The organism is Dielma fastidiosa (assembly GCF_000313565.1).
GTDB lineage: Bacteria > Bacillota_I > Bacilli_A > Erysipelotrichales > Erysipelotrichaceae > Dielma > Dielma fastidiosa.
Window position 1 is genome coordinate 295,228 of the sequence record NZ_HE578925.1, and the last position, 20,175, is coordinate 315,402.

Genomic DNA, 20,175 nt, shown 5'->3' on the forward strand with positions numbered 1-20,175 from the left:
TCATGGTCAAGGCAATGTATGTGCATGTGCCTTTCTGCGATTCAATCTGTGCCTATTGTGATTTCGGCCGCTGTAAGATGCAGCCGCAGCTGGCGGATCGCTGGCTGACAGCAATAGAGAGAGAATTATTAAAGCGCCAGCTGCCAACCGCAATATCGACGCTTTATATCGGCGGCGGCACACCCAGCGCGCTTTCGGTTAAACAGCTGGATACTCTGCTCACTCTGCTTGATGATTATGCTCAGCAAACAGAGGAATACAGTGTTGAAGCAAATCCGGAGAATTTAAGTTTAGAGAAGCTGGCCGTAATGAAGGCACATGGGGTAAACCGCATCTCATTGGGGGTGCAGAGCTTTAATGACCAGCTGATAAAACGCATTGAACGTCATCATGATAAAAAACGAATCGATCAGGCTTTGGATCAGATTCATGAAGCGGGGATTCATAATATATCCATTGATCTGATGTATGGCCTGCCGGATCAGACGATAGCGATGCTAATGGAAGATTTAAACTTAGCGGCCAATGATGAGCGCATTAAGCATATCTCGATATATTCGCTGACGATTGAGGAACACTCCAAATTTGGCCGGCAAAAGATTGCGCCTTGTGATAATGAATTGGAAGGAACGATGTATGAGCTGATTGTTAAGACACTGCCTGAATACGGTTATCAGCATTATGAAATCAGCAATTTTGCGAAACCCGGTTATGAAAGCAAACACAACCAGATGTATTGGCGTTATGAGGATTATGCGGGGATTGGCTGCGGCGCCAGCGGCAAGGAGAACCATATTCGCTATGACCGGCCTTTTCAGCTGCTGAATTATCTGAATGATGAGGAAGTGTTTGAGCGGCTTGAATTGAGTAAGTCTGATGAAATGTTTGAATTTATCATGATGGGCCTGCGGATGAAGCAGGGGATATCACTGAGCCGCTTTGAGGCGCTGTTTCAGTGTTCACTAAGCGATGTCTACGCCTCGGCGATTCATCAAAATATTGCGCGCGGCTGGCTGCTGATAGAGGGTGATTCACTGCGGCCAAGTGAGGCGGGCATGACTTTTTTAAATGATGTTTTAATGGCTTTTATGGATTAAAGGCTTATAATAAGAGTGGAGATGATTATATGGAAAAACAATCCTTCAGTCTAGTTGGCTTTGCCTTTGCTTTATTATCCTTCGCGTTTAATCCCTTAGGCAGTGTTTCGATTTTAGCCATCGTATTTTCATCCATCGGTCTGAAAGAACGGCGGCATTTAGGCAGTCACGGCTTCTGTGTCGGCGGCTTATGCGGCGGAATCGTCAGCTTAGTTCTTAAAATTGTCGAAATCTTCCTATAAATGCTTGTTTTTTTATCTGGCCTGTGGTAGTATATTAAAGATTTGTTACTGTGCTATTCGCTTCCTCGGCGGTATGCTCGGTTACAAATGACTTAACAACAGGAGGAAATTTAAAATGATTTCAAAAGCAAAAAAACAAGAGATTATGAAGGAATACGCACGTTTTGAAGGAGATACAGGTTCTCCGGAAGTACAGGTTGCTGTTTTAACTTATAACATCAACACATTAACTGAACACATGAAGGTTCATAAGCATGACTTCCATTCTCAGCGTGGTTTAATGCAGATGGTTGGTCACCGCCGTAACCTGCTTGCTTACTTAAAGAGCAAGGATTTGAATCGTTACAAAGAACTGATCACTCGTTTAGGAATTCGTAAATAGTTGTTTATCAGGCTTTCTCGAATCGGGAAAGTCTTTTTTCTTATTACTGAAAATGTTTCCAAAATCAGTAAAGTATGCTATTATTATCAAGATAAAACAATGAGGTGAAAAAATGGCTAAGCAAACTTTTAGTTTGGACTTCTGTGGTCGGGTGATCACAGTAGAAACGGGAGAAATTGCCAAGCAGGCCGGTGGCAGCGTATTGGTGCGTTATGAGGATACAGCGGTATTATCATGTGCTACTGCGAGCAAGCAGGCTAAAGAGGGCATTGACTTTTTCCCATTAACAGTAACTTTTGAAGAAAAGTTATATTCTGCAGGTAAGATTCCTGGCGGCTTCTTACGCCGTGAAGGAAGACCGAGCGAACATGCGACATTGACGGCGCGTATGATTGACCGTCCGATTCGTCCGCTTTTTGCGGAGGGCTTCCGCAATGAGGTACAGGTAGTTAATACGGTACTGTCAGTTGATACTGACTGCACACCGGAAATGACTGGTATGTTTGGTGCTTCTTTAGCGCTGGGCTTATCTGATATTCCGTTTAACGGACCGATTGCGGGTGTTTATGTAGGGTATGTCGATGGTGAGTATATCATTAATCCATCAGTTGAAGAATTAAGCAGAAGCCGTATCACACTGGCGGTTGCCGGTACAAAGGATGCCATTAATATGGTTGAATCAAGTGCTACGGAAGTCAATGAAGAGGAAATGCTGGAAGCAATTCTTTTCGGACATGAAAATATCAAGAAATTGTGTGCGTTCCAGGAAGAGATTATCGCAGCCTGCGGTAAGCCGAAACGTGAGATTACACTTTATGAGATTCCTTCTGATTTAAATCAAGAGGTTCGTGATATGGTTCAGGATCGTCTTGTGGAAGCTGTACGCATCCATGAAAAATTGGAACGTTATGGCAAGATTGATGATCTGGAAGATGAGACAGTTGCTGTGTTTGAAGCCAGAGAGTATGAAGATGAAAAGAGTAAGCAGACGACATTGAAGTTTGTTCATGAAATCTGTCACAATATTGTAGTTGAAGAGGTGCGCCGCCTGATTACGGTTGACAAGGTTCGTCCTGACGGCCGTAAGATTGATGAAGTGCGTCCGCTGAATTCACAGGTGGATCTGCTGCCGCGCGTACACGGTTCAGCATTATTTACCCGCGGGGAAACACAGGTGCTCTCAGTTTGTACGCTGGGTGCTTTAAATGACAATCAGATCGTTGATGATTTGACAGACATTGAAAAGAAACGCTTTATGCACCATTACAACTTCCCGCCGTTCTGTGTTGGTGAAGTCGGCCGTATGGGCTCACCGGGCCGCCGAGAAATCGGCCATGGCGCTTTAGGTGAAAAGGCATTAGCTCAAGTATTGCCGAGTGAAGATGAATTCCCATATGCAATCCGTTTGGTTGCTGAGGTTTTGGAATCCAATGGTTCAAGCTCACAGGCTTCTATCTGTGCCGGTACCATGGCATTGATGGCTGCTGGTGTACCAATCAAAGCACCGGTTGCCGGTGTAGCGATGGGTCTTGTCAAGGAAGGCGAGCATTATACGATTTTAACTGATATTCAGGGTATGGAAGATCACTTCGGCGATATGGATTTCAAGGTTGCCGGTACTAAGAACGGCATCACTGCCCTGCAGATGGATATCAAAATTGACGGTATTACCCGTGAAATCCTTCAGGAAGCATTGGAACAGGCTAAGGCTGGCCGTGAAACAATCATGGCTAACATGATGGAAGCTATTTCTGAACCGCGTCCGGAAGTCGGCCGTTATGCTCCGAAGATTGAAAAAATTATGATTTCACCAGATAAGATCAAAGATGTTATCGGACCTGGCGGTAAGATGATCAATCAGATTATTGCGGATTGCGATGATGTGAAGATCGATATCGATGATGACGGAACAGTCTTGATTTATCATCATGATATTGAACCAATCAAGAAGGCAGTAGCGATGATTGAAGCAATTACCAGAGAAGCCAAAGTGAATGAAATCTATGAAGGAAAGGTTGTCAGAATTGAAAAATTCGGTGCCTTTGTGGAACTATTCCCAGGCTGTGACGGTCTTCTGCATGTTTCTAAGATCGCTCATGAACGTGTTGAAAAGGTAGAAGATGTATTAAAATTAGGTGACATTGTGAAGGTTAAAGTCATTGAAATCGATGAGAAGGGCCGCGTCAATGTATCACGCAAAGCATGCCTTGAAAAGCCAAAAGCTGAGAAGCGTGCTGAAACTACAGAATAATGACGAAAGCGACATTTAATTTGTCGCTTTTTTCTTTTGAAGAAGGAGCTATTTGTGATAGAATAATAAGGTGAGGTGAAAACATATGAATTGGAATACAGAAGCAAAAAAATATGAAGCTCAGTTTAAAAAAGATTTAAAGGAATTAGTTGCTATTCCTTCATTAAGAGATGAATCAACAGTGAAAGAAAATGCTCCTTTTGGCGAACAGTGCCGCAAAGCCCTGGATAAGATGATGGAAATCGGCCGTGAGGCAGGTTTTACAGTCAAGGATATTGACGGTTACGCATGTACAATTGAATATGGTGAAGGGGAGGAAAGCGTAGGTATTCTTGCCCATTTAGATATCGTGCCGATCGGTGAAGATTGGACGCATGATCCGCTTGGCTGTGAAGAGGTTGACGGCATCATGTATGGCCGCGGTACCTTGGATGATAAAGGGCCGGCAGTAGCAGGTCTGACCGCTATGCGGATGCTGAAGGATAATAATGTAAAGCTGAATAAGAAGATCATGCTGATCTGCGGCTGTGATGAAGAAAGCGGTATGCAGTGCATGGATTATTATTGCAAGCATGCGGAAGTACCGACGATGTCTTTTACACCGGATGCGGAATTCCCGGTAATCTATGGTGAAAAAGGTCTTTTACAGATCGCGTTAATAGGTCATGCGGAAACACCGATTTTGTCAATGCACTGCGGTGAACGTCCAAATGTCGTGATTGGCAAGGCAAGTGCTTTGGTGAAGGATTTCAGAGAAGAATATGTCGATTTATTTGATTTTTATCTGCGAAGCAATAACCTGCAGGGCAGTGTTGAATATACTGAAGCAGGGTGTGTGCTGAAAATTGATGGTGTCTTTGCTCATGCTTCACTGCCATGGCGCGGTACAAATGCCGCCCTGCATTTGATTAATTTTATTGGTACAACGTATGAGAATGAATTTTTAACCAATACTTATCGAATGCTGTCCGATTGGCGCGGCAGCGGTGTCAGCATTGCTAAGGAAGGCGCTTATATGGGCTTCTTAACAGCCAATGTCGGCATTATTGATCTTGAAAATGATGAGTTTAATATTGTGATTGATATGCGTTATCCTAACGATACAGACAGTGAAACAATCATCAAGGGATATCAGGAAACGTTTAAGACTTATGACTATCCGGCAGAGATCGTGGTGCGCTCTGACAGCAAGCCATTGTTCCTAGACCCTAATTCAGAGATGATTCAAAAATTGATGGCGGTTTATCGTGAATACAGCGGTGATACATTTACACCAGCAATGACGATGGGCGGCGGCACTTATGCCCGTAAGCTGCCGAATTGCGTTGCTTTCGGCCCGGAATATCCGATTGCCCGTCATCAAAGTGAACATGTCATCGGCGGCCCGCATCAGGCGGATGAGGGAATTGTTATTGATGATATGCTGTGTGCAGTTGCAATTTATGCAGGAGCACTTGAAAAACTGGGACAGTAGTCATGAGAATGCGGAAGTTGAAATGGGCGGAGCCTTTTTTGGCCACCCAGTCTGTCATCGTTAGAAATTGTGATGAAATGGCTGGTCAGTGGCGCCGTCTGCTGAATCAAGAGGAACTGCATGTGGAGATTGGTTCAGGCAAGGGTGATTATTGGATCAAAATGTCAGAACTGTATCCCAATGCCGGCTGGATCGGTATCGAAAAGAATGTTAATGTCGCGGCGATCGCTTTGAAAAAGGTTGAAAACTGCGAACATTTAAACCGCCGGTTTATCGTCGATGACGCGCAGGCTATTGATTCATGGTTTGCGAAGGATGAGGTGGATGTCATCCATCTGAATTTTTCGGACCCATGGCCTAAAAAAAGAGCCAGCAAGCACCGTTTATCGCATGCTTCATTTTTGAAGCGGTATGAACAGATCTTAAAACCTGAGGGTAAATTGATCATGAAAACGGATAATGTGAAGCTGTTCGAATTTTCAATATTGGAATTTCAGAATAATGGCTGGCTGCTTGATGAATTCAGTGTCGATTATCGGCGTGATGAGCATCCTGAGGATGTGATTACTGAATATGAGCACCGGTTCATGGAACTGAATCAGCCAATTTATCGCGCGGTATGGCATAAAGCTTAGAAGGGAGGGTTTTGATGAAGAAAGTAGTGTTGCTCATGCTTTCGTTATTTCTGCTTGGCGGCTGTGCCTCAGAAGCAGATCTGTCAAATCAGGTACTGACCTTATTGCAGGAAAAATCAATGCTTGAACCTTTTAATGATACGAATATGTCGAAGAAGTATTTCAGTTATTATTTACCCCGGGATGTCGGCCGCGGCACTGGCAATTCGCTGAGCGGTGTTTATCTTAAGGACGGTTATAAATTTGTAATGAATCTGGATGCTTCTCAGATTATTATTGATGAATATTATACAGAAGCGCCGGCAGAGCCTGTTTCAGAGGTGCAGATGGAAACTTCGCCGGCAGGGATGGTCTATCAGGGCAGCTACATAAATACTGCCGAAGAAACTAAGAATTATACGCTGCGGCTAGAAAAATTGACAGACGGCTATTACTATATTGATCTTGCGGCCAGTGAGCTTCGCTTTTACAGCATTGTTCCTTATACAGAGATCAAGTCACTGCTGAATTGTATGTTAACGATCATGCAGTCAGTAAAAGTAGAGCGGCAGCTGATCCTGAATGATTTTTCACTGAAAAGTGCAACGGCTCAGCAGCAGCAAAATCTGGATTATCTTAATGAAGAAGTGCCGGTAGACGGTTATATCAAAGATTTAGTTGAAAAATAGGAGGATTTGATTAATGAAAGACTATATGAAGCAGCTGACATCGATGGAGATGTTTGAGGCAGCATGGAATTCTGATCAGGTGAGTGTGTTTGTATTCTCCGCCGATTGGTGTCCTGACTGTATGTTTATTAAGCCATTTATGCCGAAATTGGTAGAGAAATACAAGCATTATGAGTTTATTTATGTGGATCGTGACGCGTGGCTGCCAATTTGTCAGCGTCTGAATATTTTAGGTATTCCTTCTTTTGTAGCGGTTAAAAACGGACAGGAATTGAATCGTTTTGTCAGCAAGCTGAGAAAAAGTGAAGCTGAAATTGATTACTTTCTTGGAGGTCTGCAATGAGCTGTTCAGCAAGATTGTTTATCAACCGCAAGGCCTTCAGCGGCGTCGGCATGATCGTTTTGAAAGATGCTGCACCGGCGGCTTCTGAAACTATCGGTGAGGTATGTGCAATCTACGATCTTAAACATGAAATTATCGGCTATAATCTCATCAGCCCTTATTTTGAAAATTTGAATGACGGCTATCAGCCATGGAATGATGAGACTTTGGCATTTGTTAATGAAAAGCTGATCAAAGCTGGTTTTGCGGCCATTGAAATCGATCCCACGCCAAGGCTTGTGGTTGGCTATGTGAAAACGTGTGAAACGCATCCGGATTCTGACCATCTGCATGTCTGTCAGGTGGATGTTGGTCAGGAATGCGTGCAGATTGTCTGCGGAGCGGCCAATATAGCGGCTAATCAAAAGGTTGTAGCGGCGCTGCCGGGGGCTGTATTGCCAGATGGCAGGCTGATTGAAGCTTCAGCGCTGCGCGGTGTTGATTCTGCTGGCATGCTTTGTTCAGAATGGGAGCTGCGTCTGATTGATGAACCCAAGCGCGGTATCTTGATTCTTGATGATCAGGCAGAGATTGGTTCACCATTTTTTGGGAGGTAGAGAAGATGTTTAAAAAAATCCTTTCATTTTTATTTGAAGAAGATGATGAAGTCGTCGTTGATGACGATTTAGAAAAGGTTGATTTCAGCCGCGTTCAAAACGAGGAATTTTCATCTATTGTCAACAGTGAGAAACGGGTCGATCAGCTGCGCCCGCAGCCGCGTCCGCAAACACAGCCACTCAGCCGGCCAATTGAAGTGGAAAGTGAACCAGTTACACGGACACAGACCATTGATATTAAGCTGGAGCCTGAAAAAAAAGAACCGGTGCGCCCGCAGCGTGAGGTGCAAAAAACGGTGAAGAAGGAGTTTGAATTTTCACCTGTAATCTCACCGATGTTTGGTTCCAGCGAAGTGAAAAAGCCAAAACGTCCGGCGCCCATCGTGGAAACAGGCCCTGCTAAGAAGCGCAATGCTTTAGGTACCGTTATTTCTCCGATGTATGGGCAGAGTGAATTGGATCGTTTCGAAAGTGAAGCGCAGATTGAGCTGCAGGAAAAAGAAAAGCGTCAGGAAAGCGCGCCGATCATTGAAGAAGTTGAAGAAGGCTTGTCACTGGATGATCTGATTGTCAATGAAAGTGAAAACAGTCTTGATGACTGTGTGCAGTTTTCATTATTTGGCGATGAGACGCCGTTAAGTAATATCGAGTTAGAAAATGCCGATAAAAAAGAAGAAAAAGAAGCTTAGGGAGATGAAAGCATGGTTCACTTTATAGGTATTAAAGGTTCAGGAATGGCATCCCTGGCATGTATTCTAAATGATTTAGGTGAAACAGTAACCGGATCCGATATTGAAAAATATATCTTTACTCAACAGCCGTTAGAGGCGAGAAAGATTAAAATCACACCCTTTGACGCGGATAATATTCAGCCGGGGATGAATGTCATTATCGGCAATGCGTTTGATGAAAGTAATTGTGAAGTTGCTAAGGCACTGCATACCGAGGGTGTCAAAAGCTATTATTATCATGAATATTTGGGTCAGCTGGTTGAACGTTATACGACCATCAGCGTAGCGGGTACACATGGCAAAACGACGACGACCGGTATGCTTTCACACATGATGTCAGCGTTAAATAAAACCGGCTATCTGATTGGTGACGGTACTGGTGAAATGCCGAAAGACAGTCATTATTTCGCCTTGGAATCGTGTGAATACCAGCGGCATTTTATGGCTTATCATCCTGATTATGCGATTATTACCAATATTGATTTGGATCATATCGATTATTATAAAGATTTAGAAGATTATAAGAGCGCTTTTGAGGCTTTTGCCAATCAGGTAAAGAAGGCTGTGGTAGTCTGCGGCGATGATGAGAATATTCGATCATTGTCAATTAAGACACCGATCCTGACTTATGGCTTTAATGATTGTGACGATGTTCAGGCTGTGAATTTCCAAGAGGATGAACGCGGCATGCGCTTTGATTTATATTATCATCATAAGTTCTTCCATCATTTTGAATTGCCTTATGTAGGCAGACATTTGCTTTTGAACTCATTGGCAGTGATCGCCATCGCGCTTCTTGAGGGAGCTGACGGTGATTTGATTCAATCTCAGATGAGCAGCTTCGGCGGTGTGAAGCGCAGGTTTAATATCGAAGAAAACGGGCAGTATGTTTATGTTGATGACTACGCGCATCATCCAACAGCGATTAAAGCAACGATTGAAGCGGCCCGCGTTCGCTTTCCCGGCAAAAAGATCATTGCCATCTTTAAACCGGATCGTTATTCACGCATTTATGCCTTTATGGATGATTTTGCGAAAAGCTTAAGCAGTGCTGATGAAGTAGTTCTTTGTCCGTTCCCGGAAAATGCCAAGCATGAAGAGGGCATTGATATCACGATTGAGGATCTTCAGAAGCTGATTCCAAATGCCGAGGTAATGGTTGAGAATGAAGCAAACGCGAAGCGTTTAGCGGCTTATGGCGAAGCCGTGTATCTTTTTATGAGTTCAAAAGATATCTATAAATTTAAAAATATTGTAAAGAGTTTTCATTAATCTTGAAATAGGTTTCAAAGTGTTGTACACTTAATATGAGGTGTTACTATGACTACAGATCAGTTTATTGAATTTTTTAGTGAATTGTGTTCAAAGCTTTTGCCGATCATCGGGGTAATTGTTTTGATCTATGTGATTCTTCTGCTGAGAAAAATCATACAATTCTTTGTGAGCATGCAGAAGACAATGATTACTGTTGATTCAACGGTAAGTGTTGTCGAGGAACAGATCAGAAAGCTGGATGCACCGCTGAATACGGTCACCGAATTTTCTCAGACCTTGGATAATCTGCATGAAATGAGTCAGAATGCTGTTAAATCCGCATTGCTGGCATTGATATCAAATCTGAATGTAATTCGTGACTGGCTGTTGAATCATGGCGGGGTTGACGAATCAGAAAATACGGCTGCAGAACCAGCACCAGCTGCTGAAGAAAGTCAGGACTAAAGGAGGTCAAACTTATGGAAGAGCCTAATGCAAAGCTGAATAATGAAGAAGTTGCTGAAGAAGCAAAGGAAATTGAAAAGGAAGTAAAGTATAAAATCATCACTTTGCAGGATGAAGAAGAAAAAGGAAATACAAATCCATTTATTGATCAGGTAATTAAGGAATTGGAACGAATTTCTGAAGAATTCAAAAAATGGTGCAGAGAAAATGATGATCCTGAAAAACGGGCTGAGGTAAAGGCTAAGATTCAGCTTGAAATCGACCGCCTAATCAGTTTTTCAAAGGAAAAGGTAGATTCATTAAAAGAGAATGAAGATTTGATGCATAAGCTTGAGACCGGTAAGGAAACGGTAAAGAAAACAGCTGAAACTGTAATTTCTGCCATTGATACCAGTGTTCAGGATATTCTGAATAATCCGGCGGTGGCATCTACTATTGATACGGTTTCCGATAAAATCGTTGAAGTAATACAGGATGAGCATGTACAGGATGGTATTGATAAGGTACGCCGTTCAACGCTGAAGGTTGCAGAAAGTGCGCTGGAAGGCTTGAAAAAGGTATTAAAGGCGGATGAGCTTAAAGAGAAGGATGAAGCCAAAGCTGCACAATGCTGCCTTGAAACATCTGAAAAAGCTGATGAAGAAGAACAAGGTTAGGTGAAGATATGAAAAGAATTACTATTTATGATGTTGCGAAGGAAGCCGATGTATCGCTGGCTACCGTATCAAGGGTTATCAACGGCAGTGAAGTAGTCCGTGAGGATACTCGTGTTAAGGTACAGGAAGCGATTGAAAAGCTGGGCTACAAACCAAATGCGATTGCTCAGGGGCTGGCTTTGCAGAAAACAACGACGATTGCGCTGATCGTTCCGGAGGCGAGTTTCTTCTATACCGGACAGATTATCAATGGTCTGATCGATGTTGCTAAAATTTATAAATACAACATCGTTTTACATACGGCTACTGAGGGTATCATTGAAATGAATGATATCATTGAAACAATTATTAAGTCACGGGTTGACGGCGTAGTGATTTTTAATGACAAATTGTCTAAAAATGAACTGAATACGCTGACACGGTATCAAGTACCAATCGTTGTCATCGGCAATAAAATGTCTGATGATACCATTGGCTCTGTCTATGTTGACTACTCTAAGCTGGTTTATGATTTTACTACGAAGTATCTCAATAAAGGCATTACCGATATTGCCTTAGTTGAAGACCGTAAGAATCCGGCGATGATCAAGCAGTTGTTTGACGGCATTTCCCGTGCTTTTGCGGATGCCGGCAAGAGCTTTGACAACTACATTGAAATTCCTAAGGACTATCGTTCATCTTATTTATTCCTGCAGGAGTATTTTAAGAGCCATAAACATGAATTAGTTATTACATATCGTGATTCACAGGCAATGGCGGTGCTGAATACGGCTGCTGAAAATAATATCCGTATTCCTGAGGATATGGAAGTTGTCTGCATCCTTGACAGCAAGTACAATGCGATGGCAAGACCGCAGATCTCCGGCTTTAAGATTCCGGATTATGATTTAGGTGCCGTAGCGATGCGTGTGATGACAAAAATGCTTCATGATGAAGATGAGGTTATTGATAAGGAAATTGAATTGAGTTATATTTATTCACCGCGTAAATCTACGAAATAAGTTGACAAATCGTTTTGAATCAATATACTGTTTAATATAAGCGTTGAAAAGAAAAGAGCTATTGGTATTATGCAAAGAGATGTGATGGTTGGTGAGAATCACAGATAAGCTGATAGAAATACACCTTGGAGCTGTCTATTGCAAAGATAGACCGGTTGATTCCGTTATCTGATTGAGGGCATGTGTTTTTCACATGAACTAAGGTGGTACCACGCTAAGCGTCCTTGGATTAGGGCGCTTTTTTTATTTGATGGAGGAAAAGGAAAATGAAATTATTTGAAGAATTAAAATGGCGGGGGTTGATTGAAAGTGTCACTTCGCCGGAGCTTGAAGAAAAAATCAATAATGGCGGCATGACGTTTTATATTGGTACTGACCCTACGGCAGACAGTCTGCATATCGGACATTTTTCTTCGATGTTAACAGCTAAACGATTAGCAGATCATGGGCATCATCCAATTATTCTGGTTGGCGGCGGTACTGGCCTGATTGGTGATCCGCGTTCGACTTCGGAGCGTGATGTTATTTCTAAGGATGTGCTGAATAAGAATTTTGAAGCTTTAAGCAAGCAAATTACGACGATTTTTGATTGTGAGTTAGTAAATAACTATGACTGGTATAAAGATTTGAACTTTATTGATTACCTGCGAGATTACGGCAAGCTGTTTAATGTGAATTATATGTTAAGCAAGGAAACCGTAAAAAGCCGTCTGGAATCAGGTATTTCATATACTGAATTCTCCTATATGATTCTTCAGTCGATTGACTTCCTGCATCTTTATGAAACCAAAAACTGTGTCATGCAGATCGGCGGTCAGGATCAATGGGGCAATATCACTTCAGGATTAGAATTGATCCGCAAAAAACATGGTACGAATACTGAATGCTATGGCTTTACGATGCCGCTGATTACCAAGGCAGATGGTACGAAGTTTGGTAAGAGTGAAAGCGGTTCTGTCTGGCTGGATAAGAATAAGACTTCTTCCTATGAGATGTATCAATTTTTAGTAAATTCTGAAGATGAAAAGGTTATCGACTACTTGAAAAAGCTGACCTTTATGGGTAAGGAAGAGATTGAGGCTTATGAGGAGAAGGTAAAAACTGAACCGCATCTGCGTGAGGCTCAAAAGGCACTGGCTCAGTCAGTTGTGACCTTCCTCCATGGTGAAGAAGAATATCAGAAAGCATTAAAAATTACGAATGTATTATTCAAAGGCAATATCCGCGAGCTTGATGAAAGTGAATTAAAAGATGCTTTCCATGGCTTTGAAAAACGTGAAGTTGCGAATACACTGCCTTTGGTTGACGCACTTGTTGAGGGCGGTATTGCCAGCAGCAAGCGTGAAGCCCGCGAATGGATCAAACAAGGTTCAATTCAGGTAAACGGTGATAAGGTTACCGATCTTGAAGCGGTGCTGACACCAGAAAACGCATTGCTGGCGAATCTGACTTTAATTAAAAAGGGTAAACGCAATTATTATTTGCTTGAACATAAATAATTAGAAAACTCGACCTGCCTTGCGTATATAGAGGTAGGAGGGAACTAATTATGAATACAATAGGTTTACCTGCATATGCGATCGTTTCAGCGACGGCTTATGTAATTTATCGGTATTTAAATGCAAAAAAAGGCAAATAGCCTTTTTTTCATTTTGCATCTTCAAGCATCTGCCAGTAATAAAAGTATGTGGTAAGCTAGGCAGGTAAAAAGAGAGACATTAAAATATAGCAGGAACTGTTATCTTTGATGGTATGATTCCTGAAGGTTTGCAGGAAATCATTTACTTGCGTACTGAGAGGTACGGATTTCTCGTGCACAATGGAAAAGTTATGCTATAATATTGAAAGAAATGTTAGAGGGTTTGGCAATGATAAAAAAAACAGTTTCTGAAATCCGGCAGATGTTAGGATTAAAGAATGAAAATACGATGGTTGATGAGGTTGCTGTCAAGGGAGTCTGTATTGATTCAAGGCAGGTTGAAGCTGGGAATTTATTTATTCCGCTTGTTGGTGAGCGGGTGAATGGTCACGCCTATGCAGACATGGCTTTAGCCAATGGTGCAGCTGCCATGCTTTGGAATGTGAATGAGCCCAATCCGCCTAAGGATGCGGCAGTAATCTTGGTTGAAGATACAGCAGCAGCGCTTTGGCGGCTGGCGGGTGCGTATCGGCTGCTTTGTCATTATAAGACGGTGGGAATTACGGGCAGTAATGGCAAGACCTCCACGAAGGATATGGTAGCCGGCGTGTTGTCTGAGCGTTATCGGGTCATGAAAACACAGGGAAACCACAACAATGAGATTGGTGTACCGCTGACACTGCTTTCCTTTGATGAGGATATCGATGTGGCGGTTGTGGAAATGGGAATGGAAAATCGCCATGAAATTGAAGCCTTATGTGAAATTGTGAAACCGGATATTGGTATTATTACTAATGTTGGTGTAGCGCATCTTGAGAATTTAGGCAGCATGGCGAATATTGCCAAAGCTAAATGCGAATTGATTGAAGGGTTACATAACGGTAGTGCTTTCTTTTATAATGGCGATGATCCTTATCTCGGTCAGGAAATTCCATCTCATGATCTGCGTCAGCTAAGGGTGCAAACCTTTGGCGAGGGTGAGCATAATGACTGCAGGCTTACATCGTTTTCTCAGCATCATGAAGGCATCACATTTACGCTTTCATTAACTGATCAAACATTCAGCTGTAATATTCTTGGCCGTCATCAGGCGATGAATGGCTGCGCGGCTTATTTGGCAGGTCATGAATTGGGAATGAGCGATGATGAAATACAGCGCGGTTTTCAGCGTGTGGAAACAACCAGTATGCGCAACGAATTAAGCTCAGTGGGGAAATGGCTGGTGCTGAATGATGCGTATAAGTCCAATCCGCAGAGTGCTTTGGCTGCTTTGGCTACCTTCGATCAGATAAAGGGCGGCAACCGTATAGCGGTGCTTGGCGATATGCTTGATTTAGGGGAGACGAGTCCTATGCTTCATGAGCAGCTAGGCCGTGACTGTGCGAAATTTAAGCTGGATAAGGTTTTCTGCCTGGGCCCGTTGGCTGAATATATTGCCAAGGGTGCGAAAGCGGCTGGTATCAGCGATGTCCGGCATTTTATTGAACGTGATGAACTGCTTGCTGCCTTACTTGCGGAAACAGATCATGAAGCAACCGTATTATTTAAAGGCTCACGGGGAATGAAGCTCGATGAGATATTCGATCAGATAAAGGAAAAGGTTAAATAAATGGAAAAAATTAAATTGGCTGTCATTTTTGGCGGTAAATCAAGTGAATATAGTGTATCTTTACATTCAGCAGAGAGTCTTTTGGCACATTGTGACCAGAATAAATATGAGCTGATCCTGATCGGTATTACCGAAGCAGGCAAATGGCTCCATTATCCTAAGCTGGATTTTGAGGCTGTCGCTCACGATACATGGCATTTGGATGCTGACTGCCGCGAGGTTGTGCTGAGTCCAAGCAGCTCAAGAGGCTTGCTTGAAATTGATGAAACAGGTTTTAAAAAGCTGCCCGTAGATGTGATTTTTCCATGTCTGCATGGGCCAAACGGTGAGGATGGAACGATTCAGGGACTTTTTGAACTGGCGTCAATTCCTTATGTGGGCTGCGGGCCATTAGCTTCTGCTTGTGGAATGGATAAGGAGTTTACTCATATTCTATGTGAGAATGCCGGCATTGCTTGTGCCCCTTATCTTTGTGTTTATAAGGATAACGCGTTGGATCTGAAAGCTATCTATAATCAGGCGTTCAATAAACTTGGTCTGCCGATGTTTATTAAACCGGCGAATGCGGGTTCATCCTATGGTATTTCTAAAATAAACAGTGAGGAAGAATTTATCAAGGGTATGGAATTTGCTTTTAACTATGACTGCAAGGTATTAGTTGAAGCGGCGATTGACGGTTTTGAAATCGGCTGTGCGGTTTTGGGCAATCATGAACTGATTGTTGGTGAATGCGATGAAATCGATACGAAGAATTCATTCTTTGATTTTGCGGCTAAATACGCCCTGGAAAACACTCAGATTCATTGTCCGGCGCGCATCTCAAAAGCGCTGAGTGATGAAGCGAAACAGATAGCGAAAAAGGCATACCGCACATTAAACTGCAGCGGCATGTGCCGTGTCGATATGTTTATCAACAGCCGGCAAAAGATTATTTTCAATGAAGTGAATACCATTCCGGGCTTTACCGCTACCAGCCGTTATCCGTCTATGATGAAGGCTGCCGGTATTGGGTTTGGTGAATTGATTGATCGTCTTGTACAGCTCGCATTAGAAAAATAAAAAGAATGGAGGGATAGCATGCTGCAATCTAAATCAAGAGCATGGCTGCAGGTTGATGGCGATGCAGTCCGGCATAATCTGAAGGAAATTAAAAACCTGATCCCTGAGACAACGGAAATCATGGCTGTGGTGAAAGCTAATTGTTATGGTCACGGCGACCGGCAGTTATCGATGCTGATGCAGCAGGAGGGAATTAAAACCTTCGCGGTAAGCAGCGTTGATGAGGCATTAAATCTGCGGGAGGCAGGGATTAGCGGCGAAATTTTAATTCTGGGGTATACGCCTAAGGAGCATTTTCACTATCTGCATGAAAAACAGCTGCTGCAGAATTTCTTATCTCTTGATTACGCGTCTCAATTAGATGAATACGCGTCTTTGCATCATGTTGTGATCCGCGGTCACATCAAAATCGATACGGGTATGGCACGCTTAGGTATCCGTTGTCTTGATGATGATTATAATATTCAAGAGGTTTTTGAAATTTACAAGCTACAGCATTTATCGGTGGAGGGCTTGTTTTCTCATTTCAGTGTAGCGGACAGCTTAGATATTGAAGATGATCGCGCTTATACGATTCATCAGCGCGAGCTTTTTGATCAAGTTATCGCTGATGTTTTACAGGCTGGATTAAATCCAGGAAAGCTGCATCTGCAAAACAGCTATGGGGTGCTGAACTATCCCGAACTTTGTTACGATTATGTCAGACCTGGCATCCTTATGCTTGGTTTTACCAGCGATGATTCGATCTCGATTAATACATCGCCTGAATTTATCCCAGCCATGTCCTTGTATGCGGAAGTATCTCGTGTACGCTTAGTGAAAAAGGGCTGCAGTGTTGGTTATGGCCGGCATTATAAGGCAAAGGAGGATCGCTTGATAGCAACCGTATCCATCGGTTATGCGGATGGTATTCCTAGAGCCGCCAGCAATCAGGGCATGCAGGTGCTGCTTCATTCTCAGCGTGCTGAGATTGTCGGCAATATCTGTATGGATCAGCTGATGATTGATGTAACAGGCATCGAGCATGTTAAGAGCGGTGATATCGTTACTTTAATCGGACAGGATGGCAATGAGCGTGTCACCATTGATGAATGGAGCCGCTGTGTTCATACCATCAATAATGATTTGGTATGTCAGATTTCGGCTAGAGTACCGCGGTTTTATGAGCATTTTTAAAGTGTATAAGAATGATTTAGGAGCAGGGGATGCTTAACGATAACTTATATATTGCAAGCCTATATATCCAATGAAATCACATTGGAATATGGATGGAGTTAAATTATCAAAGAAATAAGGATTTGTGTGCTTCTGCTCTGCATTTAGGAAACATTACTTTTTAGCTAAGATAGAATCTTTAGATTACTGGTATGAATTGATCATTATGAATTAAGCACTCTGCGGAGTGTTTTTCTTTGTCAAATTCTGTTAGTGAGTCTAAATTTGTGGTAGAATAATATGGAAGTTTGTTTTATGTGCAGGAGGTATTATTTATGAAAAAATGTTTATTGATTGATGGCAATGCGATGCTCTTTCGAGCATATTACGCAACCCTATATGGCCGTATGATGACTACATCTAACGGTATTCCTACCAATGCTGTCTATGGCTTTATCACAATGATAAACAAGGCGCTGGATTTAATTAAGCCGGATCATTTGCTGGTAGCTTTTGACAGCGGCAAGCCAACCTTTCGCCATGAGACATTTAAAGAGTATAAGGGAACCCGCAGGCAGCTGGATCAGGAGCTGATCGTACAATTTCCTATTGCCAGAGAATATCTGGAAGCTAAGGGCATTCCATGGTATGAATGTGAGGGCATTGAGGCTGATGACATCATCGGCAGCGCCGCTAAAACCTATCCTGATTATCAGACGGTAATCTTGACATCAGATCGTGATTTGCTGCAGCTGATTGATGAGACAACCAATGTGCTGCTGATGAAAAAAGGCATTACGGAAATGGAATTGGTCGATGTACAGGGATTAAAGGATAACTTTCATGTCACACCTTCTCAAATCATTGAATTAAAGGGTCTGATGGGTGATACAGCGGATAACATCCCTGGTGTTCCAGGCGTCGGTGAAAAAACAGCGCTGAAGCTTTTGGATCAATATGAAACGGTTCATAATCTGTATGAGCATATTGATGAGATTAAGGGCAAGCTGAAAGAAAAGTTAGAAATGAATAAGGATAAAGCTGAGCTTTCTTTATTTTTAGCTACCATCGTTACCGACGCGAAGCTGCCTTTTGATTTGGAATCCTGTGTTTTTCATGAAGATGTGGAAAGAAGCAACAGTTTCTATAAAAAATATGAAATGCTCTCATTTGTCAAACAGGTTGAGGATAAGACCGTCTATGCGGATACAGAGATAAAAAAGGTAGAACAAATCAGTGAATCACTGCTTAAAAACGGTGTGCTGTTATATCCAGACTGCAACAATGAAGCCTATGAGGATGCTGAATTCTTTGGTTTGGCATGGGTTAATGAGGGCGGCTGTGAATATATTGAAATTGATGATTTGCGCAGGGATGCGCGTGCTCAGGCATTCTTAGCCAGTCAGGATAGCAAGGCGGGCTTTGATGTCAAGCATCTGATGCATTTGTTTGAACATGTGCAGATTCCGGTTAATGGCTTAGATTTTGATTGCTGGATCGCGGCTTTTCTAAGTGACGGCACGATTACCAGCTATGATGCGTTTGCTGAAAAATTCAAGATTGACCGCAAGCTTACAAGTGATGATGTTTACGGCAAAAAAGGCCGTCCGCAGCTGAGTGATGAATTATCACGTATCGAATATGTTAAGATTCAGGCGCATGGCTGTTATGCGGCGATTGAACAGCTGAAGAAGGAATTAGCTGAAAAGGAACTAAACAGCTTGTTTTATGATATCGAGATGCCGGTTACAAAGGTTTTATTTGAAATGGAAAACAACGGCATCTGCACCGATCTGAATGTGTTGAATGAAATCGCCGAAAATACGAATCAGAAAGTATTGGCTTTGACCAAACAAATCTATGAGGCTGCCGGCCATGAATTTAATATCAATTCACCAAAGCAGCTGGCTGTTGTTTTATTTGATGAGCTGGGACTAAAAGCTGGCAAAAAGCGTTCGACGGCAGTCGATGTATTGGAAAAACTGATGAATGCGCATCCGATCATTCCGCTGCTGATGGAGCATCGTAAATTCCAGAAGGTTTACAGCACTTATGCGATTGGTCTTGCCAAGCATGTAAAGGCTGACGGAAAGATACATACATTGTTTAACCAATGTCTGACTACCACTGGTCGATTATCATCTTCTGAACCGAATCTGCAGAATATTTCAGTGCGCGATGAAGAAGGCAAGGAAATCCGCAAGGCTTTTGTAGCCAGTCCAAACCATGTGCTGCTGTCAGCGGACTACTCTCAGATTGAATTGCGCATGCTGGCGCATATGGCGGATGTGAAGGAAATGATCAATGCCTTCAACAGTGGTATTGATATTCATACACAAACGGCCATGTCAGTGTTTGGTGTTGCTCATGATGATGTTACAAGCAATATGCGCCGTCAGGCTAAGGCGGTTAATTTTGGGATTGTTTACGGGATCAGTGAGTTTGGCTTAAGCGAACAGCTTGGCATCAGCCGCAATGAGGCAAAGGATTTCATTGAACGTTATTTTGCATCGTATCCGGAAATCAAGCAGTTTATGGATGAGACCGTCGCTTTCTGTGAAGCCAATGGTTATGTGAAGACACTGTTTAACCGCCGCCGTGAAATTAATGAAATTCATGATAAAAACTACATGGTTCGTGAGTTTGGCAAGCGGGCGGCAATGAATGCCCCGATACAGGGATCCAGCGCCGATTTGATCAAGGTGGCGATGGTTAATGTATACAATGCAATGGTGAAGCAGCAGTGCAAATCAAAAATAATTCTTCAGATTCACGATGAATTGATCTTTGATGTTTGTGAGGATGAAATTGAATTGATGAAGACTTTAGTTAAGAATGCTATGGAACAGGCAATGGCCTTGAAAGTACCTTTGATTGCGGACGCAAATATCGGCAAATCATGGTATGATGCCAAATAG

Annotated in this window: 19 protein-coding genes and 1 other annotated feature; all 19 genes read left to right on the forward strand. The window is 42.7% G+C overall.

The window, feature by feature from the left end:
• The first annotated feature begins 2 nt into the window (after positions 1–2).
• The 19 genes from hemW to polA all read left to right on the forward strand — a co-directional run bounded on the left by hemW (position 3) and on the right by polA (position 20,175).
• Entirely contained in the window at positions 3–1,097 is a 1,095-nt protein-coding gene (gene hemW, locus DAHG_RS07170) for a radical SAM family heme chaperone HemW (protein WP_022937662.1), read from the forward strand.
• Between the two features lie 29 nt (positions 1,098–1,126).
• A complete protein-coding gene (locus DAHG_RS19025; protein WP_022937663.1) occupies positions 1,127–1,339 on the forward strand; it encodes a hypothetical protein in 213 nt (70 codons plus the stop codon).
• Positions 1,340–1,454: 115 nt separating this feature from the next.
• A complete protein-coding gene (rpsO, locus tag DAHG_RS07180) occupies positions 1,455–1,721 on the forward strand; it encodes a 30S ribosomal protein S15 (RefSeq protein WP_022937664.1) in 267 nt (88 codons plus the stop codon).
• A gap of 112 nt (positions 1,722–1,833) precedes the next feature.
• Complete coding sequence (pnp, locus tag DAHG_RS07185) at positions 1,834–3,972, forward strand: polyribonucleotide nucleotidyltransferase (RefSeq protein ID WP_022937665.1); 2,139 nt, start codon at positions 1,834–1,836, stop codon at positions 3,970–3,972.
• 85 nt (positions 3,973–4,057) lie between these two features.
• Positions 4,058–5,446, forward strand: a complete 1,389-nt coding sequence (locus tag DAHG_RS07190) for a Sapep family Mn(2+)-dependent dipeptidase (protein ID WP_022937666.1) — start codon at positions 4,058–4,060, stop codon at positions 5,444–5,446.
• Positions 5,447–5,454: 8 nt separating this feature from the next.
• Positions 5,455–6,081, forward strand: coding sequence for a tRNA (guanosine(46)-N7)-methyltransferase TrmB (trmB, locus tag DAHG_RS07195; RefSeq protein ID WP_022937667.1), 627 nt, complete (start codon positions 5,455–5,457; stop codon positions 6,079–6,081).
• 14 nt (positions 6,082–6,095) lie between these two features.
• Positions 6,096–6,749: a hypothetical protein gene (locus DAHG_RS07200; protein WP_022937668.1), complete on the forward strand. Its 654-nt coding sequence runs from the start codon at positions 6,096–6,098 to the stop codon at positions 6,747–6,749.
• A 13-nt stretch (positions 6,750–6,762) separates the two neighbouring features.
• Entirely contained in the window at positions 6,763–7,092 is a 330-nt protein-coding gene (locus tag DAHG_RS07205) for a thioredoxin family protein (protein ID WP_022937669.1), read from the forward strand.
• Entirely contained in the window at positions 7,089–7,688 is a 600-nt protein-coding gene (ytpR, locus tag DAHG_RS07210; RefSeq protein WP_022937670.1) for a YtpR family tRNA-binding protein, read from the forward strand. The genes DAHG_RS07205 and ytpR overlap by 4 nt, the downstream gene beginning before the upstream one ends.
• 5 nt (positions 7,689–7,693) lie before the next feature.
• Positions 7,694–8,377, forward strand: coding sequence for a hypothetical protein (locus DAHG_RS07215; protein ID WP_022937671.1), 684 nt, complete (start codon positions 7,694–7,696; stop codon positions 8,375–8,377).
• A gap of 12 nt (positions 8,378–8,389) precedes the next feature.
• Positions 8,390–9,691 carry a UDP-N-acetylmuramate--L-alanine ligase gene (murC, locus tag DAHG_RS07220; protein WP_022937672.1) on the forward strand — a complete coding sequence of 434 codons (1,302 nt, stop codon included), beginning with the start codon at positions 8,390–8,392 and terminating at the stop codon, positions 9,689–9,691.
• Positions 9,692–9,739: 48 nt separating this feature from the next.
• A complete protein-coding gene (locus DAHG_RS07225; protein ID WP_022937673.1) occupies positions 9,740–10,138 on the forward strand; it encodes a hypothetical protein in 399 nt (132 codons plus the stop codon).
• Between the two features lie 14 nt (positions 10,139–10,152).
• On the forward strand, positions 10,153–10,794 hold the full coding sequence (locus DAHG_RS07230) for a hypothetical protein (protein ID WP_022937674.1): 642 nt from the start codon (positions 10,153–10,155) through the stop codon (positions 10,792–10,794).
• A gap of 8 nt (positions 10,795–10,802) precedes the next feature.
• Positions 10,803–11,795 (forward strand): LacI family DNA-binding transcriptional regulator, encoded by a 993-nt coding sequence (locus DAHG_RS07235; protein ID WP_022937675.1) that lies wholly within the window; start codon positions 10,803–10,805, stop codon positions 11,793–11,795.
• Positions 11,796–11,829: 34 nt separating this feature from the next.
• Positions 11,830–12,024: a binding site (T-box leader), on the forward strand.
• 37 nt (positions 12,025–12,061) lie between these two features.
• Positions 12,062–13,294, forward strand: a complete 1,233-nt coding sequence (gene tyrS / locus DAHG_RS07240; protein WP_022937676.1) for a tyrosine--tRNA ligase — start codon at positions 12,062–12,064, stop codon at positions 13,292–13,294.
• 369 nt (positions 13,295–13,663) lie between these two features.
• Positions 13,664–15,043 (forward strand): UDP-N-acetylmuramoyl-tripeptide--D-alanyl-D-alanine ligase, encoded by a 1,380-nt coding sequence (locus tag DAHG_RS07250; protein ID WP_022937678.1) that lies wholly within the window; start codon positions 13,664–13,666, stop codon positions 15,041–15,043.
• Positions 15,044–16,102: a D-alanine--D-alanine ligase family protein gene (locus DAHG_RS07255; protein WP_022937679.1), complete on the forward strand. Its 1,059-nt coding sequence runs from the start codon at positions 15,044–15,046 to the stop codon at positions 16,100–16,102.
• An 18-nt stretch (positions 16,103–16,120) separates the two neighbouring features.
• Positions 16,121–17,278, forward strand: coding sequence for an alanine racemase (gene alr / locus DAHG_RS07260; protein WP_022937680.1), 1,158 nt, complete (start codon positions 16,121–16,123; stop codon positions 17,276–17,278).
• Between the two features lie 314 nt (positions 17,279–17,592).
• A complete protein-coding gene (gene polA / locus DAHG_RS07265) occupies positions 17,593–20,175 on the forward strand; it encodes a DNA polymerase I (protein WP_022937681.1) in 2,583 nt (860 codons plus the stop codon).